Origin of the sequence: Salegentibacter sp. T436 (assembly GCF_001932675.1) — a bacterium.
Classification (GTDB): domain Bacteria; phylum Bacteroidota; class Bacteroidia; order Flavobacteriales; family Flavobacteriaceae; genus Salegentibacter; species Salegentibacter agarivorans.
This window is the reverse complement of record NZ_CP012872.1, coordinates 816,582-841,554: the sequence shown is the minus strand read 5'-3', so window position 1 is coordinate 841,554 and position 24,973 is coordinate 816,582. Positions and strand designations below refer to the sequence as shown.

The following is a 24,973-nucleotide window of genomic DNA, read 5'->3' as shown; positions in this document are numbered from 1 at the left end:
ATTTATTCAATGATGCTGCGTTTTCCTCTCTAAACAATTAATAAACCTATTTATGAAAAGAACGATGAAGAACCTAAAATTAAAAAGCTTATTGCTTGCGGCAGTAGTTGCTTTTGGATTTACCAGTTGTAGTGATGATGATGAAAACGGAGTGGAAGAAGGCAACGCCCAATTAACGGTTAGAATGACAGATGCCCCCGGAGACTACGATGAAGTTTGGGTAGATGTGCAGGATGTAATGATTAAAACAGAAGCCGCCGTTGGCGAAGAAGAAGCGGAATGGGAAAGCCTTTCTAATGTAGAAACTGGCCGTTATGACCTTCTACAATTAACCGGCGGAGTATCACAATTACTGGCCGATGTTGAAATTCCTGCAGGTTATCTTGATCAAATAAGACTGGTTTTAGGACCAGACAATGTGGTGGTAATTGATGGAGAAGAGAATCCTATGGCTACCCCAAGTGCACAACAATCTGGATTAAAATTAAATGTGCAACAAGAGCTGGAAGCAGGAGAAAGCTACGAATACCTTCTGGATTTTGATGTAGACGAATCTATCGTGACAACCGGGAATGGAGGTTACATCCTTAAACCTGTAATTAGAATGTCTGCTATGGCTAATACCGGTTCTATTGTAGGCGAAGTACATCCTAACGATAGAAAATCTTTGGTAAAAGCTCAGAATGCAAGTCATACTATTTCGGCTTATACTGACGAAGACGGCAATTTTGCGCTGCACGGGGTGCCGGCAGGAACTTATAAAGTTATTGTAACTCCAGATGCCGAAACTGGGTATGATGCCATTACCGAAGACAATGTCGAAGTAGTACAGGGGGAAGCAAAAGATCTGGAAACTATTTATTTGGAATAATTAAAAGATTTCCCTTATAAAAAAAGAGCGGCTATTTTTAGCCGCTTTTTTGTTTTTTAACCATACATTAACAGCAGAAACGCTAATAATTTTCCAATTTGCGGCCTCGAATTCACGGTCTTAAATACGCATAAAATGATAGATAACAACGCCTCTGTAGATATTGCAAGTTTAAATGAAAAAATAGAGAGGGAAAGTGCTTTTGTAGATTTACTAAATACTGAAGTCAATAAAGTAATAGTAGGGCAAAAGCATATGATGGAGCGCTTGCTTATTGGTTTATTGGGGCAGGGCCATATTTTGCTGGAAGGTGTTCCCGGTTTGGCAAAAACCTTGGCTATTAATACCCTTTCTCAAGCCGTTCACGGTAGCTTTAGTAGAATTCAGTTTACTCCAGACCTTTTGCCTGCAGATGTTGTGGGTACTATGATCTATAATATGAAGCTGAATGATTTCAGTATTAAAAAAGGACCCATTTTTGCAAATTTTGTTCTGGCAGATGAGATTAACCGGGCTCCAGCCAAAGTACAATCGGCTTTACTGGAAGCTATGCAGGAAAAGCAGGTAACCATTGGCGAAGAGACCTTTATTTTAGATAAACCGTTTCTGGTAATGGCCACGCAAAACCCGGTGGAACAGGAAGGAACTTATCCTTTACCTGAAGCCCAGGTAGACCGTTTTATGCTGAAAACCGTAATAGATTATCCCGAAATTAACGACGAGCAGTTAATTATGCGCGCCAATTTAAGAGGGGAATTCCCAAAAGTGAATCCGGTGGTGAGCATTGAGCAAATTTTACGTGCACAACAGGCTGCCAGGGAAGTTTATATGGATGAGAAAATTGAAAAATATATTCTTGATATTATTTTTGCCACTCGTAATCCTGAAAAATATAATTTAAAAGATCTAAAACCTTTAATAAGTTTTGGCGCTTCTCCAAGGGGAAGTATTAACCTTGCGCGGGCTTCAAAATGTTACGCATTTATAAAACGTCGTGGTTATGTAATTCCAGAAGATGTTAGAGCCGTGGTTTTAGACGTGCTTCGCCATAGAATTGGAATTACCTACGAGGCGGAAGCCGAAAATGTAACTTCAGAAGATATTGTGCATAAAATAGTGAACGAGATTGAAGTTCCATAAACCTTGTAGTTCACTTAATTTTCGCATTTTCCAATAATTGCTGTGTAAACACACAACCGCTTCCTGATGGATACCAAAGAACTTTTAAAAAAAGTAAGAAAGATTGAAATAAAAACCCGGCGTTTGAGCGATCACGTTTTTGGCGGGGAATATCATTCTACTTTTAAAGGTCGTGGGATGACGTTTAGTGAAGTGCGGCAGTACCAATTTGGCGATGATGTTAGAAGTATAGACTGGAATGTTACCGCTCGCTACAATGAGCCCTTTGTAAAGGTTTTTGAAGAAGAACGTGAACTTACCATGATGCTTATGGTAGATGTTTCGGGTTCAGAATTCTTCGGCACACAAAATCAGCTTAAAAAAGATGTGATTACCGAAATTGCTGCAACTTTAGCTTTTTCGGCTACCCAAAATAACGACAAGATTGGGCTGATGCTTTTTTCAGACAAAATAGAGCTTTATATTCCGCCTAAAAAAGGGCGTTATCACGTGCTTAGAATTATCAGGGAATTAATAGAATTTAAACCGCAATCTAAAAAAACTGATATCGCGGTAGCCATAAAATACCTTTCTAATGTGATGAAGAAAAAGGCGATTGTCTTTATGCTTTCAGATTTTATGGATGATGATTACCAGCAAACTTTAAAGATTGCGGGTAATAAACACGATGTCACCGGAATAAGGGTTTACGATTCGGCAGAGGAGGAAATTCCAAATTTAGGATTGGTACAAATGTTGGATGAGGAAACCGGCGAGTATGTAACTGTAAATACAGGCTCTAAATCGGTTAGAAGAAATTATGCTGAATATTATCGCGAAAGAGCTGCTTATTTTAACGAAAGTTTTACCCTAAGTGGAGCTGGCGTTATCAACAATCGTGTTGACGAGAGTTATGTGAAAAAATTACTGGGTTATTTTAAAAGAAGAGGTTAGAAACAAATGAATAATAGATTTACAACAACATTAAATAGTTTTAAAGCGGCGGCCTTGTTGCTTTTTTTGTTGTTGTCTTTTTCAGCTTTCGCCCAGCAACCTCAAATTAATGCTGGCATAGATTCAACTTCCATAAAAATTGGAGAACAAATAATTTATAGTATTGAAGTAGAAACTGATTCTACCAATTTGGTGGTTTTCCCTGAGGGCCAAACTTTTGACCCAATGGAAATGGTGGAATCTTTAGGGGCCGATACTACCACAGTTGAAGATCGTTTCAGGCTTTTAAAGAAATATTCGCTTACGCAGTTCGATTCCGGTGCATATACTATTCCGCAGCAAAAAATTATTATTCAAAATAGGGAATATTTAACCGATTCTTTTAGAGTTGAGGTTGCCGATGTGAAGGTGGATACCACTCGCCAGAAAATGTATCCTATAAAACCGGCGGTAGATGTTCCAAAACCTTTTAGTATTCCGAACTGGATTTGGTGGTTACTTGCCGCTTTAGTAATTCTTGGACTTGCTTTTTACTTTTTTAGAAGAAGAAAGAAAAGAAAAGAAGCAGAACCCGAATTACCACCTTACGAGCAGGCCATGTTCGAGTTAAAACAATTAGATAATTCTTCTTTGTTGCAAGACAGGGAAATCAAGGAATATTACTCAAATCTTGCCTTTATTGTTAGAAAATATTTAGACAGAAAAATTTACGATAGGGCACTGGAGAGTACAACCTCAGAACTTATTGCGTACCTGGAATTAAGAAAACAAGCGGGAGAATTAAGTTTAAAAGATAAATCTATAGATAATTTTCAGCAATTATTAAAACGCGCCGATTTAGCCAAATTTGCTAATTCGCGCCCCGATGTAATTACCGCAAAAAGTGATAGAACTAAAACCGAGCATCTTATAAAAGACATTCGCCAGGTAGTTCCTGAGCCAACCGAGGAAGAATTGATGCAGGATGAAAAATACCGAACAGAGAAATTAAGAAGAAAAAGAAGAAATAAAATTCTGGCCATAATTGGTGGTGTGTTGGTGCTGGGAATTATTGTAATAGTGGTTTTGGTAAATACCAGAGGATTTGATTATGTAAAAGATTCGGTTTTGGGAAATGAGACCAAAGAATTGCTGGAGGGCGACTGGATTAGAAGTGAATACGGCACACCAAGTGTAACCATAACCACTCCAGAGGTACTGGTAAGAAAGGCTGTAGATAGGGACAATGAGCTACAGGAATTGCTTCTGGGAAGTGAAACTTTTGATTCTGGAACACTGGAGAGTAATTTATATATTTTATTAATTACTGGGCCGGTAAATCCGCAAAGTGATTTTAACCTTGATAAGGCAGTAGACGGTATTTATGAAAACCTGGAAAACCAGGGAGCCCGTAATATTATTATGAAAGAAGAAGAATTTTCAACTTTAGATAGCGCCAAGGGAATTAAGGTTTTTGGAACTTTTAATCTTGAAAATCCAATTACCGGCGGCCCAATTCAAAAGCAATATGCTATTATAAACCTGGGAGAAAATGGCGGATTTCAGCAGGTTATGGTAGTTTTTGATGAGGATGATAAATATGCCGAAGAAATATTACAACGAGTAGAAAGTTCTATAGAATTAAGAAATCAGTCTAATTGATGTTTGCTAATTATACATTCGAAAATCCAGAATTTTTCTGGCTGCTTTTGCTGCTTCTGCCGGCAACGGCCTGGTATTTCTGGAAACGAAAGCAGCAAACTCCAGAACTTAGAATGTCTAGTGTAAAAGGTTTTAAGGTAAAGCAATCGCTGCTTTCAAAATTAAAACCTATACTTTTTGTCTTACGCTTACTAGCCTTGGCCCTGTTAATAACTGCAATGGCCCGTCCAAGAACGGTAGATGTAACCACGCAAAGCAGCAACATTAGGGGTATAGATATTGTAATGGCTATAGATGTTTCGGCAAGTATGCTGGCCCGCGATTTTGAACCTAATCGACTGGAATCTGTAAAGGAAGTAGGAGCTGAATTTATAGAAAATAGGCCTACAGATAGGATTGGTTTGGTGCTTTTTGCTGGAGAAAGTTTTACAAAAACGCCCATTACCAGCGATAAAAGTATTGCTTTAAGAGCTATTGAAGAAATTGAATACAGTAATGTATTACAAAACGGAACGGCAATTGGTTCAGGTTTGGCAACTTCGGTTAACCGTTTAAAAGATAGTGATGCCGAAAGTAAAGTGATCATTTTATTAACCGACGGGGTAAATAACTCCGGGTTTATAGATCCTAAAATAGCCAGCGAGCTCGCTGTGGAATTCGACATTAAAGTCTATACAATTGGCGTGGGAAGTAATGGAAATGCCCTAACTCCAGTAAATATTTTGCCTAACGGAAAGTTTCAATATGGGGTGCAAAAAGTAGAGATAGATGAAGCTTTATTGCAGCAAATTGCTGCAGATACCGGCGGGAAATACTTTAGAGCTACCAATAATGAAACCCTCGAAGAGATTTATGAAGAAATAGACAGCCTGGAGAAATCTGAAATAGAAGAATTCAGGTATTATAATTATACCGAAAAATTTAGGCCTTATGCTTTACTGGCTTTAGGATTATTACTTTTTGAAATAATCTTGCGGTATACAGTATTTAGAGGCTTTATTTAAAAATTAGAAAGAAAGTTTTAATGATCTTAGAAGAAAAAATATATTTATGGCTTTTACTACTCCTTCCGGTAGTAATCTTGCTATACCTTATTTTTAGGCTTTGGCAGAAGCGTGCACGCTCAAGGTTTGCCAAACCCGAGCTTCTAAGTTTTTTATCCCCAAACAAATCGGCATTTAAGCCTGTTTTAAAATTATTGCTCATCCTTGGCGCTTTTGCCAGCTTAATTTTTGGCCTTGTAAATCCTAAATTAGGTTCACAGTTAGAAACAGTAAAACGCGAAGGTGTGGATATTGTTTTTGCGGTAGATGTTTCTAAAAGTATGGAGGCCGAAGATATTGCGCCCAATAGATTAGAAAAATCGAAGCAATTGGTAAGACAAATAATAGGCAACCTGGGAAGCGATCGCGTGGGAATTATCGCCTATGCAGGGAGCGCTTTTCCGCAGTTGCCAATTACTACAGATTACGGCTCGGCAGAGATGTTCCTGGAAAGTTTAAATACCGATATGATTTCCTCGCAGGGAACCGCCATTGGAGATGCTATAGATTTAGCTACCGGCTTTTTTGACGATAACCAACAAACCAACCGGGTGATGTTTATTCTAAGCGATGGCGAAGATCACCAGGGTAATGTTGAAGATATGGCGGAACGAGCCGCTGAAGCCGGGATTAGAATTTATACTATAGGTGTAGGCACCACCAAGGGAGGACCAATTCCTATTAAAAGGAATGGAGTGGTGCAGAATTATAAAAAGGACAACCAGGGCGAAACCGTAATTACAAAACTTGATCCGGCAATTCTAGAGCAAATTGCGAGCGAAACAAATGGAGAATATATTGATGGTAGTATAACTGCTGAAGTAACCGAAAAAGTTCAGGAAGAGTTGCTTACCATTGAAAAAACAGAATTTGAAGCAAAACAATTTGCCGATTATAAATCGCAGTTTCAGTGGTTTGTTGGTTTGGCAATCTTATTGCTGTTACTGGATGTATTTATGTTAGAACGCAAGACCGGCTGGATAAGGAAGCTTAATTTATTCAACGAAAAAAGAAAGACAGAGGAGTGATTCAATGAGAGGTTTTTCAGCAAACATATTACTCGATAATCGAGATTTAAATTTATCCTTGAGCTTTCTTCGAGTTAGTTTATGTGTGTTTTTTGGGTTGGTACTTGGACTTCCGGTATTAGCCCAGCAACAAAGTGATAAAGAAAAAGAAAAAGCCCAAAAGGAAGCCCGGCAATTTATGCAGGAAGCTGATGTTGCTTTAGGAGAAAATAATTTCCCGGAAGCCGAGGCGGCTTATAGAAAAGCTATTGCCAAAGATGCTGAGAATGCAGACGCGCGATATAATATGGGAAATATGTATTATACCCGTGAAAATGCACCACAGGCTGCACAACGTTTTAAACAGGCGGCTGAGGTTGCAGACACGAAAACTGCCAGGCACAAAGCCAACCATAATTTGGGAAATGCTTATATGAAGCAAAAAATGTATCAGGAAGCGGTAGATGCCTATAAAGATGCTTTAAGAAACGACCCAACTGACGATGAAACCCGCTATAATTTAGCCCTGGCTAAAAAGATGCTGGAACAGGAACAGGAACAGGAACAGGAAAACCAGGAAGATAACCAGGATGGTGGCGATGATGAGAATGAAGATCAGGAAAATCAGGATCAGGAAAATCAAGATCAAAACCAGGAACAGGAAAACCAGGAGCAGCAGAATCAGGATGGTGAGGGAGATAATGAAGGTGATCAGGATCAACAGGATAAGGATCAGGAAGAACAGGAAGGCGACCAGGATGATCAGGAGCAGCAAGATGGCCAGGGCGACGAGCAAGAGGAAGAGCAGCAACCAGAGCAAGGCCAGCCTCAACCCGCGCAGGGACAATTGTCTCCAGAGCAAATTCAGAGTTTACTGGAAGCGATGAATAATGAAGAAAGAAAGGTGCAGGATAAAGTAAATGCGGAAAAACAAAAAGGTGCCAAAGTGCAATCTGAAAAAGATTGGTAAAATTTTTGATACACTTCTTTCCAAAATCATACTTATCTTAAAGAAAGGAATTTTATAGATGAAGGTGAAGTTTTTAATACTTAGCATTTTATTATTTACCGGCTTTGGTTTACAGGCCCAGGTAAAGTTCGAAGCAAAAGTGAGCAAGGACAAACTTGGGGTAAACGAACGCCTTAGGGTAGATTTTGAAATGAACCAGGATGGCGATAATTTTCGTCCTCCCTCTTTTGATGGTTTTACCGTTGTAGGCGGCCCAAACCAGTCGGTGAGTAATCGCTGGATTAATGGGGATCGTACATATTCAAAAACATATTCTTATTATTTACAGCCCAATTCCCGCGGAAGCAAAACCATTGCCCAGGCTGAAATTACCATAGACGACAAGATTTATAAAACCACCCCTATAGATATCCAGGTTACCGCTGCGGTAGACCAGCCAACCGATGGTGATAATTCAGATCTTATAGCTTCAGATAACCTGCATTTAGTTGCTGAAGTGTCCAATCCCAATCCTTATTTAAACGAAGGGATAACCGTGGTTTATAAGTTATTTGTGAGTCCGCGAATTAGCGTGAGCAATTTCAGGGAAGTAGATAGCCCTAAGTTTTCAGATTTTTGGAGTCAGAATATTGAAATAAGGGAATTAAGACCGGAAAATGGGGAATATCAGGGAGAGCCATATCGCTATGTAGTACTTAAAAAGGCGGTGCTTTATCCCCAGAAAACCGGTAAATTAGAGCTTGAACCACTTACTCTGTCAGTTTCGGTAGATGTACCAAGTGACAGGCGTGACATTTTTGGCAGTAGAATTTATAAAACTATAAATAAAACTGTTGCTGCGGGCACTAGAACAGTCGATGTAAGACCATTGCCCGAAGGGAAACCTGCTGGTTTCACCGGCGCCGTGGGACAATTTAGTTTAGATGTGAGCACCACTAAAGATAAGCTGGATGCTTCAGAATCCCTGGAAGCAAAGGTTGAAATTAGAGGAAATGGGAACTTAAATTTATTTGAATTACCCTCGCTTGAGGTACCATCTTCACTTGAAATGTATGATCCACAAAGAACCGAAAACGTTACCACTACTTTAAATGGAAAACAGGGAAGTATTATAGATTCTTACACTATTGTGCCTACCAGAAAAGGTCAATATCCAATTCAGCCATTAACTTTTTCATATTTTGATCCAAAAACGCAAACTTATAAGAGTTTGTCTTCCCAGGAAATTTTAATAGATGTAGAAGAAGGTCCGGTTAGTACTTCGGGTGGTAGAATTGCAGAAAACAGTAAGCGCGCGGTTAATTTACCTTCAGAACAGTTTAGGTTTATAAAAACCCAAACCAATCTTAGGCCGTTAGAGCAACAAGCCTTTTTTAGGTCGTGGACTTATTGGGGATCGTTACTTTTGCCTTTTGCAGCTATTCCGCTCTTTATTTTATTCGGAAAAAAGAGAGAAGCCATTGCCGCCGATGTACATGGAAACCGACTTAAAAAAGCGAATAAACTGGCAAGAAAATACCTTTCTGAAGCCAAAAAGAACCTTGGCGATCAGCAGGCTTTTTATGAATCTTTAGAGCGTGCAATGCACAATTATTTAAAAGCGAAACTTCATATTCAAACTTCTGAAATGAGTAAAGAACGCATTTTAGAAATTTTGAAGGAAAAAAATGTTCCCGATGAAACTTCTGCAGAATTTATTGAGGTTTTAAAAAGCTGCGAGTTTGCGAGGTACACCCCAGCGTCAAATTCTGCGCAGCAGGAAGATTACGATAAAGCTGTAAAAGTAATTTCAAAACTGGATAAAGAGATTTAGTATGAAAAAGCTGATGTTAATTTTTCTGGTATTTGTTTCGGCCACGACTCTGGCACAAAAGCCCACGCTTTTTGAAGAAGCAAATGAGGCCTATGCAAACGATGATTTTGAAACTGCCATAGCCAAATATGAAGAAATCCTGGCAAATGGAAAAACTTCAGTAGCAACCTATTATAATCTTGGAAACGCGCATTATAAATTAAATAATGTAGCCCCAAGTATATATTATTACGAAAAAGCATTACAGTTAGATCCTACAGATGAGGATGTGCAAAATAATATAGAATTTGCACGTAGTATGACCATAGATGATATTCCTGTGGTAGAGGAAACCGGTTTTGAAAAAAAAATTAATCAATTTCTATCTACGTTTTCTTATAATACCTGGGCTTATTTTTCTATTGCTTTCTCCATAATCTTTGTAGTGCTCTTTTTATTTTATTATTTCAGTAGAAAACCGCTTATAAAACGAACTTTGTTTGGATTTGCGATCTTCATATTTTTACTTGGAGGAATTTCAGTATTCTTTGCATTTCAGCAACAGGAGATTCAATTCAACAATCAATTCGCTATAATTTTTACTGAAGAAGCGGCCGTAAAAAATGAACCTTCCCCTCGGGCCGAGACTGCTTTCAGCCTTCATGAAGGTACAAAAGCTAAAGTGCTTGAAGACTACCAGGGATGGGTGAAATTAGAACTATCTAACGGCACCCAGGGCTGGACAGAAAATAATAATTTAAAGCGACTATAAAAATTATTGATATTAGTTTAACATTAAAGTATGAGTATTTTTTGCTAGTTAGACGCATTTCTTGTTATTTTTGTCGCTGTGAAAACACCGGTCTACATTCTAACTTTTATTTTTATGGCATTTCTAGCAACGCCTAGCATTGTTGCCTATATAGATAATTCTGTAGATGTTTCTTTTGCTTTTAATGTAAATGAAGAAGAAAGTTCTTCTAAAAACCAGATTAACCTGGAATTTAATTTTGAAGAGCAAAATACTAATTACGCCAGTATTCATTTTCTTCAGGAGCAGGATTATACCAAAGATTTCTATACTGAAAGTTATCCTGTAGTATTTTTAGACGTGATCTTTCCCCCACCCAAAAACGCATAATCTAATTTAAATTTTTCTGGATTTTTAAGAACTATCTGCAATTTCTGCAGTGGCTATAGCATTCGTATCTAGATTGTTATAAAAAATTCTATTCATTTTTCTAAAAATTAGATTTTAGAGACATTACTAGGCTAAATTTTGCTTAGGTCTCAATTAATAAAGCGTTTTATATGTTTAAACATTTTAATAAAGATTTCCCGGCAAGTATTGTAGTATTTTTTGTAGCGATTCCGTTATGTTTAGGAATTGCACTTGCCAGTGGAGCCCCACTATTTTCCGGTTTAATTGCCGGTATGGTTGGAGGTATCGTTGTAGGTAGTATTTCAAATTCTCAATTAGGGGTTAGTGGTCCTGCAGCAGGTTTAGCGGTTATTGTTTTAGGAGCAATACAATCGCTTGGGAGCTACGAAATATTTCTGGTTGCCGTAGTAATCGCCGGAATTCTTCAAATAGTAATGGGAGCTTTAAAAGCTGGTATTATTGGATATTATTTCCCTTCATCAGTAATTAAGGGTATGCTTGCGGGTATAGGTATTACCATTGCTATTTCACAAATTCCAAACGTTCTGGGCTTTTCCAGTGATTTAGAAATTTTTTCTATAGATGGCGGTATTGGTTCTGCATTAGGTAACATAGCAGATAACCTTCATTATGGTAGTATATTAATTACTCTTGTGGCCCTGGCAATTTTACTATTATGGGAAAAAGTTCTTACTAAAAAGAGCAAAATATTCAGTATTGTTCCAGGACCTCTGGTAGCCGTTGCTATGGGGGTAGTTTACTATCTAGTAGTAGATGGTCCTGCTTTTGGGATTCAGGATTTTCAATTAGTAAGTGTACCTGTACCAGAAAGTGCAGCTTCTTTCTTTGGGCAATTTTCTATGCCTAATTTTGCTGAAATCACTAATTCTGAAGTTTGGATTGTTGCCGTAACAATAGCTATTGTTGCCAGTTTAGAAACTTTATTAAGTGTGGAGGCTATAGATAAAATAGACCCATTAAAAAGAACCACAAATACCAACCGTGAGCTTTATGCGCAAGGTGCCGGTAATATGATTTCTGGTCTTATTGGAGGTTTGCCAGTTACACAGGTAATTGTAAGGAGTTCTACTAATGCACAATCTGGTGGTAGAACTAAACTTTCTGCAATTTTACACGGTTTCCTCATACTTTTTTCTATTATCGCTATACCAACTGTGTTGAATATGATTCCTTTGGCCGTACTTGCCGCCGTGCTTCTACTGGTGGGTTATAAGTTGGCTAAACCGGCACTTTTCAAGCAAATGTTTAAATTAGGAAAGGGACAATTTCTTCCATTTATTATTACCATTCTTGGGGTTGTGTTTTTGGACTTGCTAATGGGTATAGGACTTGGACTTGCAGTAGGAATTGGAGTTATTCTAATTAATAGCTACAAAAACTCTCACTTTCTTCACAAAGAAGGTTACGATGTTAATGATGGCCAGTACAAAATCACACTTGCTGAAGAGTTGTCTTTCTTAAATAAAGGTGCAATCCTAAGAGAGTTAAATGAAATTCCAGATAATTCTACGGTAATTTTAGATGTAAGAAAAACCCGTGTACTGGATTATGATGTACTTGAAATCTTAGATGAATTTGCTATTAAGGCAAAACGAAAGGATATAACTATTAAGCTTATTGCCGATAAAGGTGAAGTAGTGAATCCTGAAAGTTTTAGAAGATTTTTTGGACTGGACGTTCCGGTTTAAAAGTATAGAATAGAATTTTTTAGAGGAAGTTTGAGAAGTTTAGTTCTCGTCAGGCTCTCCCGAAATTTCGGGATTAGCTTCTAAAATTTTAGATCCTGAAATAAAATTCAGGATGGCGAACTAAAACTTTTTAAACTTCCTCTTTTTCATTCCTGAAGAAATCATTTTCTTCATTTAATATATCTCGTTCTCTGGCTTCTCTTATAATTGAAGGGAGTACTGCCGGGGCTATGGTTTTTACAGGAGCATATAATTTAGATTCCTCCAGGCTTTCTTCACTTACCAAATCTATTTCTTCGTTTGTAGCGCCAAAAAACATAATAACCACACTGGCTAAAAAAGCCATTTTTAGTAGCCCAAATGCACCGCCGAGTAATTTATTCACAATGCCAAGGGCAGCAAAACCGGCCATTTTGGTTAAAATTTTCCCGGCAAGGGAAATTAGAAAAACAATGAGAATAAATGTAATAGCGAAGGCGATTAGGTTAACATAATCTGAATCCCAATTCATATTTTCAGAAAAGAAATCGCTTAAAATATGAGAAAAATGAATGGCACCGTAAATACCGGCTACAATACCTACCAGGGAAGCAATTTCGGCCAGCAGGCCTCTAAAAAAACCTCTAACGAGTCCGTAAAGCAGGATTAAAGCCAGGACGATATCTACTGTGTTCATATTTCAAATATAGTAAAAACTACCTCGGAGCAAGCGTACGAGATATTCGATAGAACCAAGATTTAATTTTAGAGGCAGGCTTCGGAGTATTTAAATCGCGAGTATCGAGAAAAATACCTTTATCAAACTTTCCGCAAATTAATTCAAAGAAATCAGTCCTGTGAGAGGCTAAATACAAATACTAAGATATTATCTTTGCGGTATGACAAGAGACGAAAATTTGAAAGGGAGATGGGAAGGTTTGCAAAAAAAGCTTTCTAATCAGTTTGCCGATGGAGAATCAATGGATCTGGATGCGATAATTTACGTAATTGGCGTTCAGGAATTAGGTCAGCCACACAAGAAATTTAAGAAAGATCATAAAATAGATTTGATGCATATTGCTATTTGCCGTTTGCTGGAACCTTACGGTTACTATGAATTTGATTATTTTGATGAAGACGGATGGCCGCATTATAAGATCTTGGAGCAATTACCTACTTTAAAAGCCGGGGAACAATCGGTTTTAATGAAGGAGGCCATTGTAAATTATTTTATCAATAACGGATACATAGATTAAGGGCGACACGTGCTGCCTAAAACTACATTTTTACTAAATTTGCCCTTCTGAAAAGAAAAGGATCTCATGATAGACAAAATAAAGCAACATATAGCTGAAGTAGAAGCTTTTAAAACCGAATCGGCTAAAGAAGTAGAAGCATTCAGAATTAAATATCTTGGTAAAAAAGGAATTTTAAACGATTTTTTCGCTTCGTTTAAAGAAGTTCCCAACGAACAGAAAAAAGAGTTTGGCCAGGCCGTAAATTCACTTAAAAAAGCTTCTGAAGCCAAAGTTGCGCACCTTAAAGAACTCCTGGAAAGTAAACAGGAGGAAAGCGGGGTTTATGGCGACCTTTCAAGACCGGGAGAACCTATTGAAATTGGAGCAAGACATCCTATTTCTATCGTAAAAAACCAGATTATCGAGATCTTTTCAAACATTGGTTTTAATGTTTCTGAAGGGCCCGAAATGGAAGATGACTGGCATAATTTTACGGCCTTAAATCTTCCCGAATATCATCCGGCTCGCGATATGCAGGATACTTTTTTTATTCAAACAAATCCCGATATTTTATTGCGTACCCACACTTCTTCGGTGCAGGTGCGTTATATGGAAAATAACAAGCCGCCAATTAGAACAATTTCTCCGGGAAGGGTTTTTAGAAACGAGGCTATCTCGGCACGTTCCCATTGTATTTTTCACCAGGTAGAAGGACTTTATATAGACAAAAATGTAAGTTTTGCCGATCTTAAGCAAACTTTACTTTATTTTACAGAACAATTATTCGGGAAATCTAAGATAAGGCTAAGACCTTCTTATTTTCCGTTTACAGAGCCAAGTGCCGAGGTAGATATTTACTGGGGCCTTGAAACCGAAACCGATTACCGAATTACTAAAGGAACCGGTTGGTTAGAAATTATGGGTTGCGGGATGGTAGATCCCAATGTACTTAGAAATTGTAATATAGATCCTAAAGAATATTCAGGATTTGCTTTTGGAATGGGAATAGAACGTATTGCAATGCTGCTTTATCAAATAGGCGATATTAGAATGTTCTATGAAAACGACCTAAGATTCCTGGAGCAGTTTAAATCGTCGTTTTAATAACCTGCCTTGGCCGAAAGCTAAAGCAAAATATCTTTTTTATGAAAAAAATTGGTTTAGTAATTTTCGGGATTCTTGCCCTTGGGGTAATTGTTATTTTAGTTGCTGTAGAAATAATAGAACTGGCTTTAGGAGCTATTTTATTAGTTATTGCAGCACTTATTCTTTGGGGCTTGTTCAAATGGGCTAAAAATAAGATTGAAGATTAGTGAAGAAAGATATTGATATACCAAAGGTTGAAAAAGTTTATGTAGCGGCGGTGAAAGTCTATAACGAAGCTTTTAAGGTAGAGGAGTGGAATGCATATCTTATAAATGATAAAGATGAGGCTATCGAGATGGCTTTAATTGTGAGTAAGGGTTTTGATGAAAACAAAGTGACCTCTACCATTCGCCATAAACTGGAACATTTACCTGCGAAATCTTTCGCTAAAATCGAATTCATACAGGATGAAGTGCTTGCCCTTAATAATCAGTTTCAGGTGACTTTCTTTTCTGAAGGTAAAATGTATGAGAAGAAATATGTATTCAGGAAAAACAGCGTAAACGAAAAAGCTTTGCGCGACCTCCCAATTATCCCAAACAAAGGAATTTTAGCCAAATAATTAAGTCAGCTTTTCTGCCAGTTTTTTAATCACTTTTTTAGGATTTTTTCCTTCGTAAAGAATGCCATAAACTGCGTTTATAATTGGTGTTTTTGCACCTTTGTCTTTATTTATTTTATAAGCACTTTCGGTAGCGTAATAACCTTCAGCAATCATACTCATTTCCATCTGTGCACTTTTGACCGTGTAGCCTTTTCCAATCATATTCCCGAACATACGGTTTCGGCTAAATACAGAGTATCCTGTAACCAAAAGGTCTCCTAAATAAGCTGAATCGTTTATATTTCGCTTCATCTTATGTACTTTTTTAATAAAGCGTTTCATTTCTTTTATGGCGTTACTCATTAGAACACTCTGGAAATTATCTCCATACCCTAATCCGTGGGCAATTCCGGCTGCAATGGCATAAATATTCTTCAGCATTGCAGCATATTCGGTTCCGGTTACATCATCGCTTATTTTGCATTTAATGTATTCACTGTCCAGGTTTTTAGCCACGATTTTAGCTTTCTCTTCATCGGTACAGGCAATGGTAAGATAAGAAAGCCTCTCCAGGGCAACCTCTTCGGCGTGGCAAGGCCCGGTAATTACTCCAATATTATCGGCGGGAACGTGGTGAAAATCTTCAAAATGTTCGCCCACAATAAGGCTACTCTCGGGCACAATTCCTTTAATAGCCGAAAAGATTATCTTGTCTTCCAAAGAAACCGTTAGCGCGTCTAATTCGCGCTTTAAAAAGGCCGAAGGAATGGCGAAAATTAGATAATCTGCGGCCGCAATAGTTTTATTAATATCATTGCTTAGTTCTAACTGGTCGTTATCAAATTCAACCGAGCTAAGGTAATTTGGGTTATGTTCCTGTCTTTTAATATGCTCAATAGCGTAGGTGCTGCGCATATACCAATAAATAGTATCTACATTTTCGCTTAGCATTTTTACTATTGCAGTAGCCCAGCTACCGCCGCCAATTACGGCAAACTTTGGAGACTTATCCATAGGTTGTTTTATTGTAATTCAAAAATAAGCAATTTTCTAAGTATAACTAAAAAGACTGCGGTTATAAAGCAAAATATTAATGAATAATCAAAGAAATCAAGACTAAACTTTAACATCTATAAATTTTACCAATTTACAATTCTACACAAGTTTTTGCGTTCTCTTATAGACGATGAGGTTCTTTTTTAAAGAAAATGGATTTCTTAGTTTTTTGGTTGGTTATTTAGTTGAAAACCGCAAACTCGCAATATCTATTGTGGTTTGCGGTTTTTGTTTGAGAATTGAAAAATCTAACAAAAATTTAGGACTAAGAGTAAGACGATTACAAATTTCCTTTTGTACTTTTCTTTCACTAACTTAGTAATCAAGGATATGGGAATATTTTCATTTATAAAAGATGCCGGGGAAAAAATCTTCGGAAAAGAAAAAGAACAGGAAGAAGAAAACATAGAAATTTCTGAAGCGAAGAAAGAGATTATACGAAAAGAGAATGCAAAAGCGGCAGATAAGCTCTTAAATACTATAAAGAGCCTGGATTTAAAAGTAGAAAATCCTGTAATTAATATTGAAGATAGTACAGCTATAGTTTACGGACTGGCAGATTCGCAGTCTGTTCGTGAAAAGATAGTGCTTGTTATTGGCAATTCTGGCGGAATTGCGAAGGTAGATGATAGGTTGGCCGTGAAGAAAGAAGAACCTGAATCTGGTTTTCATACGGTTGAAAGAGGTGAGAATTTAAGCAAAATAGCCAAAGAGCATTATGGGGATGCAAATAAATATACGGTGATTTTTGAAGCCAATAAACCAATGCTTAAAGATCCCGATAAAATATTTCCGGGGCAGGTTTTACGAATTCCGCGCCTGGATAAGAAATAAAGATTAAAGACTGTTTAAAGTTTTTGAGGTTGTTACATTGAGGGCAGACGACGTCCTATAGCTTGTAGTTCCACAATGAAAAAAGTAGGTTCAATCAGCTAACCAGAACAGCTAACATAAGATTTTTAAACAGTCTTTTGTTTTTTTTTAATTCCGACTACTTATAAAAATTCATCAGTTTAATATAATCCCAAACCGCATCAGGCAACATGGGCTTTATAAACTTTCCTTCCTTTACCGCTTTTCTAATAAAAGTTGAAGAAATTTCTATCACGGGAGCCATTACGCGGGTTATTTTTGGATGATCTTTAAACTCATTTTCCACCTTTCTGCCTGAAATTCTTGGGTAAACATATATTTGATGATTTTCCAAAATCACCTCGTAATTCTTCCACTTGTGGAAGGTTTTCAGGTTATCCTCCCCCATAATCGGGCAAAATTCGTTTGTAGGATATTTTTCCTGAAGATGTGCCAGCGTAGTACTTGTATAGTTGGGTTGCGGTAAACCAAACTCTATATTAGAAGGTTTTAAATGTTCAAAACCTTCGCAGGCTTTGTATACCATCTCCAGCCGGTGATGATTTTCAAGTAAAGTACTTTTCTTTTTATGCGGATTATGAGGAGTAACCACCAGCCAAACTTCATCTAAATCTGAAAATTCAGCCATATGATTGGCAATAATAAGGTGTCCGATATGAACTGGATTGAAAGTCCCAAAAAACAAACCGACTTTCCTATTCATTTTTAGCCGAATTTTTTACGCCTACATAAGTTGCCACAAGATCGTAAGCTTCCTGAAGTGCGGTATCTAAATGATGATTTTCAATAATAAAATCGAATTGTGGTGCGGTTGCCAGCTCAATGGAAGCTTTTGCAACTCGCATATTTATTTTATCGTCACTTTCCGTTTTTCGCTTTTTCAACCGAATCTTTAATTCTTCAATACTTGGTGGTTTTACAAAAACCGCCAGGGTTTTATCCGGATAGATATTTTTAATATCCAGTCCGCCTACAACATCAATATCAAAAATCACGTTTTTTCCGTGAGACCAGATGCGTTCTACTTCGCTTTTTAAAGTTCCGTAGAAATTATCGCGGTAAACTTCTTCCCATTCCAGGAATTCGTCGTTTTTTATCTTCCTTTTAAAGTCCTCTAAAGAAAGGAAATAATAATGCTGCCCGTCTTTTTCTTCACCTCTTGGCTCACGAGATGTGGCAGAGATAGAAAACTCCAGGTCCAATTCTTTGTGCTTTAATAAATGTTGGACTATCGTGGTTTTTCCCGATCCTGAAGGCGCCGAGAATACGATAAGTTTACCATCGCTCATTTAGAGTACGTTTAAAAGTTGTTCTTTAATTTTTTCCAGCTCATCTTTCATTTGCACCACCAACTGTTGCATTGGGGCATAGTTAGATTTACTACCTATTGTATTGATCTCCCGGCCCATTTCCTGAGAAATAAAACCGAGTTTTCTCCCGTTTGAATCCTGTGAATTTATGCTTTCGTTAAAATAGGCAAGATGGTTTTCCAGCCTCACTTTTTCTTCGGTAATGTCGAATTTTTCAATGTAGTACACCAATTCCTGTTCAAAACGGTTTTCGTCTACATTCTCTTTAAGATCTGCCACTCCTTTTCTAAGACGTTCCTTTACCGCCTCAACCCTTTCTGGGTCAATTCTTAGAACTTCCTGCAGTAATGCTTCAATGTTATTTACACGAAGTTTAAGGTCTTTCTCTAAAGCTTCCCCTTCATCTGTTCTAAATTGGTTGATTTCTTCCAGGGCTTCAATCACCGCGGCTTCAATTGCTTTAAATTCAGATTCATCAATTTCTTCGCGCTCGGTAGTCACTGCATCAGGCATTCTTACTGCCATTTTTAGCAATTCGGTTTTATCGCCATCAACAATACTTTTTAATTGTTGCATATAGTTTCTCACTACTCCCCGGTTTACAGAAGCGGTAGTTTCCTCGCCGGTTACCTCTACAAAAAGGGAAAAATCCACTTTTCCGCGGGTAAGCGATTTAGAAATTGTATTTCTTAGTTGAAGTTCTTTTTCGCGGTATTGCGAAGGGATTCGGGCGTTTACGTCAAGGTTTTTGCTGTTTAGCGACTTGATTTCAACGGTTACTTTTTTTGATGGGAGTTGCGTTATGCTTTTCCCAAAACCTGTCATTGACTGAATCATGCGTGATTTTTAAGCTTGCGCAAAGATAATCAATTCTGTAGCAGCGCAAAGCCGGCCAAAGCCTATTTTGAAGATTCTGAAATTATTGACTTGCTTGAAGTTATAAATTCTAAGGCCCGCTGTTCGTGATAATATATTTTTTTATGCTGAAAAAACCCTACGTGTCCCCCGTGTTTTGGAATTTCTAAATGAAGAAATTCAGAATTTTTTGCCACTTCTATGGGATAGGAATTTGGCGAAAGAAAAGTATCATTTTGTGCATTAAGCAAAAGTGTGGGAACTTTAATATAAGGTAGAAAACCTATACAGCTGCATTTTTTATAATAATCTGAAGCATCTTTAAAGCCGTGCGCTCTACTGGTATAAAGTTCATCTATGGCGAGTAGTGAATTACATTGTGTGATCTCTTCTTTACTAATTTCCGAAGGAAAATGGATTTGCCTAAGCTGGAGTTCTTTTTTTAGATTTTTAATAAAGCGTTTTGAATATAAAAAATTATGCGTTTTATTAAGTTCTTCCAGGGAAGCACCTAAATCACAAGGGGTAGAAATCGCGACTGCTGATTTAATTTCTGAAGGAATCTCATTTCGTTCTCCCAAATATTTCAACATTAAATTGCCACCCAAACTAAACCCCACCAGGCCGATTTCTTTATACTTTTGTTCTTGCTGAAGATGATTTATCACCGCTTCAAGGTCTTCAGTAGCACCCGCGTGGTAGCTGCGGTATAGTCGGTTTATTTCTCCACTACAACTTCTAAAATTCATGGAAGCTATATCCCAGCCGTTTTCCTGAAAATACTTTGCCATTCCCAACATATAAGGGCGATTGGCGTGTCCGGCGAGGCCGTGTAATAAAATGATTATTTTATCATTTTCAGCAGAATAAAAACTACGCTCCAAATCCAGGAAATCTCCATCGCTTAATTCAATGCGATCTTTTCTGCCAAAACTAAAACTTACTTTTCGTAAAGTAGCGGCATAAATACTTGAAACATGGGCATTTTTAAAAATACCAGGAGATTTATATTTAGTGTTTATTATAGGCATATGGCGCTAAGGTAAGGATGTAAATTTTTAAAATAATTATGCGTGCATAATATTTATGCTTAATTTTATTAAAAAAATAAAGAGAATGTACACCAAAGAATTTGAAATACGCTGGAGTGATATAGATGCAAACAGGCATTTGGCCAATACGGCTTATGTGAATTTTATGAGCCACACCCGGATGGCTTTTTTAATGGAAAACGGGTTTGGACAAAAGGATTTGGCGAAGAATAATATTGGTCCGGTGGTTTTTTACGAGCACATTTATTATTTTAAAGAAGTTTTTGCGGGAAAACCCATAAAAGTGACTTTACAGTTAAAAGGCCTTGCTGAAGATGGCATGTACTTTGAATTCCTACATAATTTTTATGATGAAAAAGGTCGAAATTTTGCCAGCTGTGAAATGATGGGTGCGTGGATAGACTTAAAGGAAAGAAAACTTACCAAATTGCCTAAAGCCCTGCGAGATAATTTAGACAGTTTAAGCCACACCGATGATTTTAAAATTTTAACTAAAGAAGATACCAGGAGATTTGGAAAACGGCCTCAACATTTAGATCCGGAAAAGTTAGGTTTTTAAACCCTTCTTCAGCGAAATTGCTTAAATTCCCGCATCGAAAAACATCAATTTTATATAAAACCACAAAAAGAACAAACCCGGGAAATCCTTAGATTTTCCGGGCTTGCTTTTTTGATATTTCTTGGATTTGTAATTATTGCACTAATGCTGGAATGGTATTATTTGCCATTATTTGTAGCTCCGCTAATCCTATCGGTTTTGGCGCCGTTTATAGATACACCCCAGGGAAAGAAGCAGGGAAAATTGATTTATCATTCTCCACTTTTTATTACTGAAAAAGAGAAAAATGGTAGAATTATTATTCACGGCGGGACTTTATTTGATTATTACTACGTGATTGATAGAAACTGGAAAGCGAAGCAACGCATAAGATATATTTTAAGGCAGTATATTTTAGGACTGGTGAATCTTACTGAATCTTATTCCGAAAAGGAAGCCGCTGAAATCACTCTGGAAGGTACCAGCTATATTTTAAATAAAAGAACAGCTGAAAAACTGGGTTTTACAACAAAAAGAACCGATATACTTCAGCAAATTATACTCATTTATAATTATTTACAAATATTACTTGCAAATTCTATGGCCAAAGGGAAATTGAGTTTTCCAGACGTAGGTAAGGTAAATACTTATACCGCTTCCCTTTCTTCCGTTAAGAAAAATAAGAATTACTTAAAAAAACTTGCGGAAAAACTGGCAGATTAAAACCTAAGCTCTTATTTCGGTTTTCTTCTTGGTAACCATATACACTCCTACAAAAACCAGAATTGCTGCCACTACTTTTACCATATTCAGCTCATCTGCGCCGGTTAAAATTGCATAGGTAATTGCAATAAGCGGTTGCATATAGATAAACACGCTTATGGTTGAAGCCGAAAGTTGTTTTAGTGCATAAATATTCAGCAAATAGGTAGAAAAGGTGGTTCCTGCTACTACAAAAGCCATTTTCCAAATCGCATCAAAAGGTAAACTTGTCCAATTTACATCGGTAAATTCACCAATGGTTATAGGGAAATTGATGATTACCCCAATTAAAAATAGCCATTTCATTAAGGTAAACGCGTGATATTTTGCGGTTAGGGGTTTTACCAGAATTAAATAAAGTCCGTAGCTAAAAGCGTTTACAATAAATAGTACGTTCCCCATAGGAATGTTAGGTGCATTTCCGGCACTTTCAGCGCTAAAAAGAACCAAAACCAGGGCACCGGCCAAACCAACGATTATTCCCAGGGTTTTTAATAAGGTAATGCGTTCCCTGATGAGAATTGAAGCCAGGATTAACACCATAACCGGCGAAAGCGTGACAATAACCGAACTATTTATAGGTGTTGAAAGGCTTAATCCTTTAAAGAAGAATAGCATATTAATTACCATTCCAAAAACGGCACAACCTAAAATTCTTGGCCAGTCTGAAGTTGCAATTTTTTCTTTTGGCCCCAGGAAACTAATTACCCAAAATAGAACAGCAGCGCCGAAAACCCGTAAAAAAATAAATCCGAAGGGTTCAATATAAGTAGGCATTACGCCTTTAGCAATCGTATGGTTAAGTCCGTAGATCGCACTTGCGCCAATGGCCGCAAAGATGGCCAGAATACGTTTGTTATCCATGAACCGCTGCTTTGGCCGCCGCGACGGTTTTCTTAGAATTTCCTATAAAAATTTCCTCATTATTAATAATTACCGGTCTTTTCAGGAAAGTATAATGATCTAAAATTAGTTCTTTATAATCGGTTTCAGAAAGTTCCTTTTCCTTAAGCTCTCTTTCGCGATAAAGTCTTGCCCTGCGGCTAAATAAAGCTTCGTAACTACCGGCGAGCGCTTTCATTTCTTCGAGTTGTTTTTCAGTAATTTCTTCTTCTTTTATATCCTGAAGCTCAAAAGAACCTGGCAATTCCAGTTCTTTTAAAATCTTTTGGCAGGTGTTGCAGGTAGAGAGATGATATACTTTTTTCATAGCTAATTTTAATTAGTAGTTAAGCCATTCGCTTACTTTATTCTTCGGAAAAGAAAGTTTTAATTCCCCTTCGGCATAACTGGCAGCTTCGTACCGATTATAAACCAGGATAACCCGGTTTTTGGTTACGGCAATATTTTCCGGAAGTGCAAAACTATCCTTTTCAAAGAAAAATCCGTTGGAATTTATATTTTCTCCTTCAGGAATCTCATATTTCTTTCTGAATTCTTTTTCAGTAAAATTCGTAAAAGCTTCCAAATCTGAAAATAAATCGTTTTTATAAAGTAATTCGCCTGAAGTGATATCGTAATTAGCATAACGCGTTGCACCGTAACCGTGCGCACCACCGGTGAAAAGGTAGAAATTTGTTTCCAAAACCAGTAATTTCTTCGTCTGGCTTAATACCGATTGAGAGATTTCAACTTCATATTCGGCTTGAGATTCGGGGAAATCCCTTTTAAAATTCTGAAAATCCTGGATAAATTCATTAACCACGGCCTTTACATTTTCAGCTTCAGAAGCTACTTCAGTATTATTAAAAATTTTAATAAGGTTCTCCTGGTTGTAACTATTCATTTCTTTGGCAGCCTCCCTATCTTCTCTAAATTTTAAATAATTGACTCGTATTTTAGGGCATGTTTCGGTTTTACAGGCTTCAAAATCTTTTGGTAAAAAGCTTTCTTCGTAGAAACTAAGCGCTTCGGTATCGCCCTTCACCTGTTTTACGCCGGCGTCAGATTTTTCGTCCCGACAGGAAGTGAATATTAGGAAAATAACCAGGAGGGAAAGGATTTTTTGAGACATAGAAAAGGCTGTTAAATACGCGAATAAAGATAAACCTATTTTGTTTAAAGACAATGAGCGCGCTACATTTGCTGTAAACGCAAGAATTATGAAATTTAATACTAAAACCATACATGGAGGGCAGGAAAATATAGATCCCGCATACGGCTCTGTAATGCCGCCTATATACCAAACAACTACATATTCACAAAGTACACCCGGTGGCCATAAAGGTTTTGAATACTCACGAAGCGGAAATCCAACCCGTTCGGCTTTAGAAAAATCCCTGGCTAGTTTAGAAAATGGGAAATTTGGACTTGGTTTTGGTTCCGGACTTGCGGCGATAGATGCGGTGATGAAACTTTTTAAACCCGGTGACGAAATAATCTCTACCAACGATCTTTATGGTGGTTCTTATAGGTTGTTTACCTCCATTTTTGAAAATATGGGGATTAAATTTCATTTTATTGGAATGAATGAAGCCGGTAATATTGAAAAATATATAAACGAAAACACCAAATTACTGTGGATTGAGACCCCCACCAATCCCATGATGAATATTATTGATATTGAAGCGGTTTCTAAAATTGCCAAAACACATAATTTACTACTTGCCGTAGATAATACTTTCGCTACGCCTTATCTCCAACAACCTTTAGAGCTTGGGGCTGATATTGTGATGCACAGCGCAACAAAATATTTAGGCGGCCATAGTGATGTAGTTTTGGGTGGATTAGTTGTAAAAGATGAAAAATTAGCTGAAAAACTATATTTTATTCAGAAAGCCAGCGGTGCAATTTGCGGTCCGCAAGACAGTTTCTTGGTTTTACGTGGAATTAAAACTCTGCACCTTAGAATGCAGCGTCACTGTGAGAATGGAGAAGCCGTTGCAAAATTTCTGAGATCACACCCAAAAGTAGGAAATGTTTACTGGCCCGGATTTGAAGATCACCCAAACCACGATATTGCAAAGAGGCAAATGAAAGGTTTTGGCGGAATGATCTCTTTTAGCACAAAAGAAAATACTCTAGAAAGTGCAACAAAGCTTGTTGAAAAGCTAAAAATTTTCACCCTGGCCGAATCGCTTGGCGGGGTAGAATCTTTAGCCGGCCACCCCGCCACTATGACTCACGCTTCTATCCCAAAAGAAGAACGAGCAAAAACCGGGGTTGTAGATTCCTTAATTAGATTAAGCGTGGGAATTGAAGATGAAGAAGACCTGATAAACGACCTGAAACAAGCTTTAGGGTAGCTTGTTTTTTTAGAGAGAATTTAAAATTCAATTAGAATCGTCATTGCGATCCCGTTTTTATCGGGAGAAATAATCTCAAACCTGAGTAACAGAAATGGACAGATTGC

28 protein-coding genes are annotated in these 24,973 nt (G+C 37.5%); 19 read left to right on the top strand and 9 right to left on the bottom strand.

What is annotated here, in order from left to right; genetic code table 11:
* Positions 1-52: 52 nt before the first annotated feature.
* The 11 genes from AO058_RS03665 to AO058_RS03615 all read left to right on the top strand — a co-directional run bounded on the left by AO058_RS03665 (position 53) and on the right by AO058_RS03615 (position 12,268).
* Complete coding sequence (locus tag AO058_RS03665) at positions 53-871, top strand: DUF4382 domain-containing protein (RefSeq protein WP_075325292.1); 819 nt, start codon at positions 53-55, stop codon at positions 869-871.
* A gap of 135 nt (positions 872-1,006) precedes the next feature.
* Positions 1,007-2,011 carry an AAA family ATPase gene (locus AO058_RS03660; protein ID WP_075325291.1) on the top strand — a complete coding sequence of 335 codons (1,005 nt, stop codon included), beginning with the start codon at positions 1,007-1,009 and terminating at the stop codon, positions 2,009-2,011.
* A gap of 66 nt (positions 2,012-2,077) precedes the next feature.
* A complete protein-coding gene (locus AO058_RS03655; protein ID WP_075325290.1) occupies positions 2,078-2,944 on the top strand; it encodes a DUF58 domain-containing protein in 867 nt (288 codons plus the stop codon).
* Positions 2,945-2,950: 6 nt separating this feature from the next.
* Complete coding sequence (locus tag AO058_RS03650) at positions 2,951-4,585, top strand: LPXTG cell wall anchor domain-containing protein (RefSeq protein WP_075325289.1); 1,635 nt, start codon at positions 2,951-2,953, stop codon at positions 4,583-4,585.
* Positions 4,585-5,589, top strand: a complete 1,005-nt coding sequence (locus AO058_RS03645; RefSeq protein ID WP_075325288.1) for a vWA domain-containing protein — start codon at positions 4,585-4,587, stop codon at positions 5,587-5,589. The genes AO058_RS03650 and AO058_RS03645 overlap by 1 nt, the downstream gene beginning before the upstream one ends.
* A gap of 20 nt (positions 5,590-5,609) precedes the next feature.
* Positions 5,610-6,656, top strand: coding sequence for a VWA domain-containing protein (locus tag AO058_RS03640; RefSeq protein ID WP_075325287.1), 1,047 nt, complete (start codon positions 5,610-5,612; stop codon positions 6,654-6,656).
* A gap of 58 nt (positions 6,657-6,714) precedes the next feature.
* Positions 6,715-7,605: a tetratricopeptide repeat protein gene (locus AO058_RS03635; RefSeq protein ID WP_232228885.1), complete on the top strand. Its 891-nt coding sequence runs from the start codon at positions 6,715-6,717 to the stop codon at positions 7,603-7,605.
* A gap of 58 nt (positions 7,606-7,663) precedes the next feature.
* A complete protein-coding gene (locus AO058_RS03630) occupies positions 7,664-9,418 on the top strand; it encodes a BatD family protein (RefSeq protein WP_075325285.1) in 1,755 nt (584 codons plus the stop codon).
* Position 9,419: 1 nt separating this feature from the next.
* Positions 9,420-10,169: a tetratricopeptide repeat protein gene (locus tag AO058_RS03625; RefSeq protein WP_075325284.1), complete on the top strand. Its 750-nt coding sequence runs from the start codon at positions 9,420-9,422 to the stop codon at positions 10,167-10,169.
* A gap of 114 nt (positions 10,170-10,283) precedes the next feature.
* A complete protein-coding gene (locus AO058_RS03620) occupies positions 10,284-10,538 on the top strand; it encodes a hypothetical protein (RefSeq protein WP_075325283.1) in 255 nt (84 codons plus the stop codon).
* A 170-nt stretch (positions 10,539-10,708) separates the two neighbouring features.
* On the top strand, positions 10,709-12,268 hold the full coding sequence (locus AO058_RS03615) for a SulP family inorganic anion transporter (RefSeq protein WP_075325282.1): 1,560 nt from the start codon (positions 10,709-10,711) through the stop codon (positions 12,266-12,268).
* Positions 12,269-12,398: 130 nt separating this feature from the next.
* On the opposite strand, the gene AO058_RS03610 is transcribed toward AO058_RS03615, so the two are convergent.
* Complete coding sequence (locus AO058_RS03610; protein ID WP_075325281.1) at positions 12,399-12,944, bottom strand: CvpA family protein; 546 nt, start codon at positions 12,942-12,944, stop codon at positions 12,399-12,401.
* A gap of 202 nt (positions 12,945-13,146) precedes the next feature.
* On the opposite strand from AO058_RS03610, the gene AO058_RS03605 reads away from it, so the two are divergent.
* From AO058_RS03605 to AO058_RS03595, 4 genes are all read left to right on the top strand, one after another.
* The gene (locus AO058_RS03605) at positions 13,147-13,503 is read left to right on the top strand and encodes a hypothetical protein (protein WP_075325280.1); all 357 of its coding nucleotides are present in this window, start codon (positions 13,147-13,149) and stop codon (positions 13,501-13,503) included.
* Positions 13,504-13,569: 66 nt separating this feature from the next.
* The gene (pheS, locus tag AO058_RS03600) at positions 13,570-14,589 is read left to right on the top strand and encodes a phenylalanine--tRNA ligase subunit alpha (protein ID WP_075325279.1); all 1,020 of its coding nucleotides are present in this window, start codon (positions 13,570-13,572) and stop codon (positions 14,587-14,589) included.
* 41 nt (positions 14,590-14,630) lie between these two features.
* Entirely contained in the window at positions 14,631-14,798 is a 168-nt protein-coding gene (locus tag AO058_RS18310) for a hypothetical protein (RefSeq protein WP_156858127.1), read from the top strand.
* Positions 14,798-15,193: a hypothetical protein gene (locus AO058_RS03595; protein WP_075325278.1), complete on the top strand. Its 396-nt coding sequence runs from the start codon at positions 14,798-14,800 to the stop codon at positions 15,191-15,193. The genes AO058_RS18310 and AO058_RS03595 overlap by 1 nt, the downstream gene beginning before the upstream one ends.
* On the opposite strand, the gene AO058_RS03590 is transcribed toward AO058_RS03595, so the two are convergent.
* Positions 15,194-16,189, bottom strand: coding sequence for an NAD(P)H-dependent glycerol-3-phosphate dehydrogenase (locus AO058_RS03590; protein ID WP_075325277.1), 996 nt, complete (start codon positions 16,187-16,189; stop codon positions 15,194-15,196).
* Between the two features lie 372 nt (positions 16,190-16,561).
* Between AO058_RS03590 and lysM the strand changes: the two genes are divergently transcribed.
* Positions 16,562-17,065 carry a peptidoglycan-binding protein LysM gene (lysM, locus tag AO058_RS03585; RefSeq protein ID WP_075325276.1) on the top strand — a complete coding sequence of 168 codons (504 nt, stop codon included), beginning with the start codon at positions 16,562-16,564 and terminating at the stop codon, positions 17,063-17,065.
* A 157-nt stretch (positions 17,066-17,222) separates the two neighbouring features.
* On the opposite strand, the gene nadD is transcribed toward lysM, so the two are convergent.
* The 4 genes from nadD to AO058_RS03565 form a co-directional block, all read right to left on the bottom strand.
* Entirely contained in the window at positions 17,223-17,807 is a 585-nt protein-coding gene (nadD, locus tag AO058_RS03580) for a nicotinate (nicotinamide) nucleotide adenylyltransferase (RefSeq protein ID WP_075325275.1), read from the bottom strand.
* Complete coding sequence (gene gmk, locus AO058_RS03575; protein WP_075325274.1) at positions 17,800-18,393, bottom strand: guanylate kinase; 594 nt, start codon at positions 18,391-18,393, stop codon at positions 17,800-17,802. Before gmk ends, nadD begins: the two co-directional genes overlap by 8 nt.
* Complete coding sequence (locus AO058_RS03570; protein WP_075325273.1) at positions 18,394-19,251, bottom strand: YicC/YloC family endoribonuclease; 858 nt, start codon at positions 19,249-19,251, stop codon at positions 18,394-18,396. It lies immediately after the preceding gene.
* A gap of 62 nt (positions 19,252-19,313) precedes the next feature.
* A complete protein-coding gene (locus tag AO058_RS03565; RefSeq protein ID WP_075325272.1) occupies positions 19,314-20,300 on the bottom strand; it encodes a YheT family hydrolase in 987 nt (328 codons plus the stop codon).
* An 85-nt stretch (positions 20,301-20,385) separates the two neighbouring features.
* Here AO058_RS03565 and AO058_RS03560 point away from each other — a divergent pair, with 85 nt between their 5' ends.
* Complete coding sequence (locus tag AO058_RS03560) at positions 20,386-20,880, top strand: acyl-CoA thioesterase (RefSeq protein ID WP_232228884.1); 495 nt, start codon at positions 20,386-20,388, stop codon at positions 20,878-20,880.
* 144 nt (positions 20,881-21,024) lie between these two features.
* A complete protein-coding gene (locus AO058_RS03555) occupies positions 21,025-21,582 on the top strand; it encodes a hypothetical protein (protein ID WP_083634128.1) in 558 nt (185 codons plus the stop codon).
* Positions 21,583-21,585: 3 nt separating this feature from the next.
* Here the strand turns inward: AO058_RS03555 and AO058_RS03550 are convergent, their stop codons facing one another.
* Genes AO058_RS03550 through AO058_RS03540 form a run of 3 tightly spaced genes read right to left on the bottom strand, consistent with a single transcriptional unit; the run spans position 21,586 to position 23,635 of the window.
* Positions 21,586-22,485, bottom strand: a complete 900-nt coding sequence (locus AO058_RS03550) for a DMT family transporter (RefSeq protein ID WP_075325269.1) — start codon at positions 22,483-22,485, stop codon at positions 21,586-21,588.
* Complete coding sequence (locus AO058_RS03545; protein WP_075325268.1) at positions 22,478-22,831, bottom strand: arsenate reductase family protein; 354 nt, start codon at positions 22,829-22,831, stop codon at positions 22,478-22,480. The genes AO058_RS03550 and AO058_RS03545 overlap by 8 nt, the downstream gene beginning before the upstream one ends.
* A gap of 12 nt (positions 22,832-22,843) precedes the next feature.
* Positions 22,844-23,635 carry a DUF3298 and DUF4163 domain-containing protein gene (locus AO058_RS03540; protein WP_075325267.1) on the bottom strand — a complete coding sequence of 264 codons (792 nt, stop codon included), beginning with the start codon at positions 23,633-23,635 and terminating at the stop codon, positions 22,844-22,846.
* Positions 23,636-23,723: 88 nt separating this feature from the next.
* Between AO058_RS03540 and AO058_RS03535 the strand changes: the two genes are divergently transcribed.
* Positions 23,724-24,866, top strand: coding sequence for a cystathionine gamma-synthase (locus AO058_RS03535; protein WP_075325266.1), 1,143 nt, complete (start codon positions 23,724-23,726; stop codon positions 24,864-24,866).
* Positions 24,867-24,973: the final 107 nt, after the last annotated feature.

Coding starts and splice junctions, on each gene's coding strand:
- pheS (WP_075325279.1), top strand. CDS start 13,570: ATGATAGACAAAATAAAGCAACATATAGCTGAAGTAGAAGCTTTTAAA.
- nadD (WP_075325275.1), bottom strand. CDS start 17,807: ATGAATAGGAAAGTCGGTTTGTTTTTTGGGACTTTCAATCCAGTTCAT.
- AO058_RS03535 (WP_075325266.1), top strand. CDS start 23,724: ATGAAATTTAATACTAAAACCATACATGGAGGGCAGGAAAATATAGAT.
- AO058_RS03560 (WP_232228884.1), top strand. CDS start 20,386: ATGTACACCAAAGAATTTGAAATACGCTGGAGTGATATAGATGCAAAC.
- lysM (WP_075325276.1), top strand. CDS start 16,562: ATGGGAATATTTTCATTTATAAAAGATGCCGGGGAAAAAATCTTCGGA.
- AO058_RS03640 (WP_075325287.1), top strand. CDS start 5,610: ATGATCTTAGAAGAAAAAATATATTTATGGCTTTTACTACTCCTTCCG.
- AO058_RS03540 (WP_075325267.1), bottom strand. CDS start 23,635: ATGTCTCAAAAAATCCTTTCCCTCCTGGTTATTTTCCTAATATTCACT.
- AO058_RS03650 (WP_075325289.1), top strand. CDS start 2,951: ATGAATAATAGATTTACAACAACATTAAATAGTTTTAAAGCGGCGGCC.
- AO058_RS03605 (WP_075325280.1), top strand. CDS start 13,147: ATGACAAGAGACGAAAATTTGAAAGGGAGATGGGAAGGTTTGCAAAAA.
- AO058_RS03660 (WP_075325291.1), top strand. CDS start 1,007: ATGATAGATAACAACGCCTCTGTAGATATTGCAAGTTTAAATGAAAAA.
- AO058_RS03645 (WP_075325288.1), top strand. CDS start 4,585: ATGTTTGCTAATTATACATTCGAAAATCCAGAATTTTTCTGGCTGCTT.
- AO058_RS03655 (WP_075325290.1), top strand. CDS start 2,078: ATGGATACCAAAGAACTTTTAAAAAAAGTAAGAAAGATTGAAATAAAA.
- AO058_RS03665 (WP_075325292.1), top strand. CDS start 53: ATGAAAAGAACGATGAAGAACCTAAAATTAAAAAGCTTATTGCTTGCG.
- AO058_RS03545 (WP_075325268.1), bottom strand. CDS start 22,831: ATGAAAAAAGTATATCATCTCTCTACCTGCAACACCTGCCAAAAGATT.
- AO058_RS03610 (WP_075325281.1), bottom strand. CDS start 12,944: ATGAACACAGTAGATATCGTCCTGGCTTTAATCCTGCTTTACGGACTC.
- gmk (WP_075325274.1), bottom strand. CDS start 18,393: ATGAGCGATGGTAAACTTATCGTATTCTCGGCGCCTTCAGGATCGGGA.
- AO058_RS03570 (WP_075325273.1), bottom strand. CDS start 19,251: ATGATTCAGTCAATGACAGGTTTTGGGAAAAGCATAACGCAACTCCCA.
- AO058_RS03625 (WP_075325284.1), top strand. CDS start 9,420: ATGAAAAAGCTGATGTTAATTTTTCTGGTATTTGTTTCGGCCACGACT.
- AO058_RS03620 (WP_075325283.1), top strand. CDS start 10,284: ATGGCATTTCTAGCAACGCCTAGCATTGTTGCCTATATAGATAATTCT.
- AO058_RS03555 (WP_083634128.1), top strand. CDS start 21,025: ATGCTGGAATGGTATTATTTGCCATTATTTGTAGCTCCGCTAATCCTA.
- AO058_RS03550 (WP_075325269.1), bottom strand. CDS start 22,485: ATGGATAACAAACGTATTCTGGCCATCTTTGCGGCCATTGGCGCAAGT.
- AO058_RS03615 (WP_075325282.1), top strand. CDS start 10,709: ATGTTTAAACATTTTAATAAAGATTTCCCGGCAAGTATTGTAGTATTT.
- AO058_RS03565 (WP_075325272.1), bottom strand. CDS start 20,300: ATGCCTATAATAAACACTAAATATAAATCTCCTGGTATTTTTAAAAAT.
- AO058_RS03630 (WP_075325285.1), top strand. CDS start 7,664: ATGAAGGTGAAGTTTTTAATACTTAGCATTTTATTATTTACCGGCTTT.
- AO058_RS03590 (WP_075325277.1), bottom strand. CDS start 16,189: ATGGATAAGTCTCCAAAGTTTGCCGTAATTGGCGGCGGTAGCTGGGCT.
- AO058_RS18310 (WP_156858127.1), top strand. CDS start 14,631: ATGAAAAAAATTGGTTTAGTAATTTTCGGGATTCTTGCCCTTGGGGTA.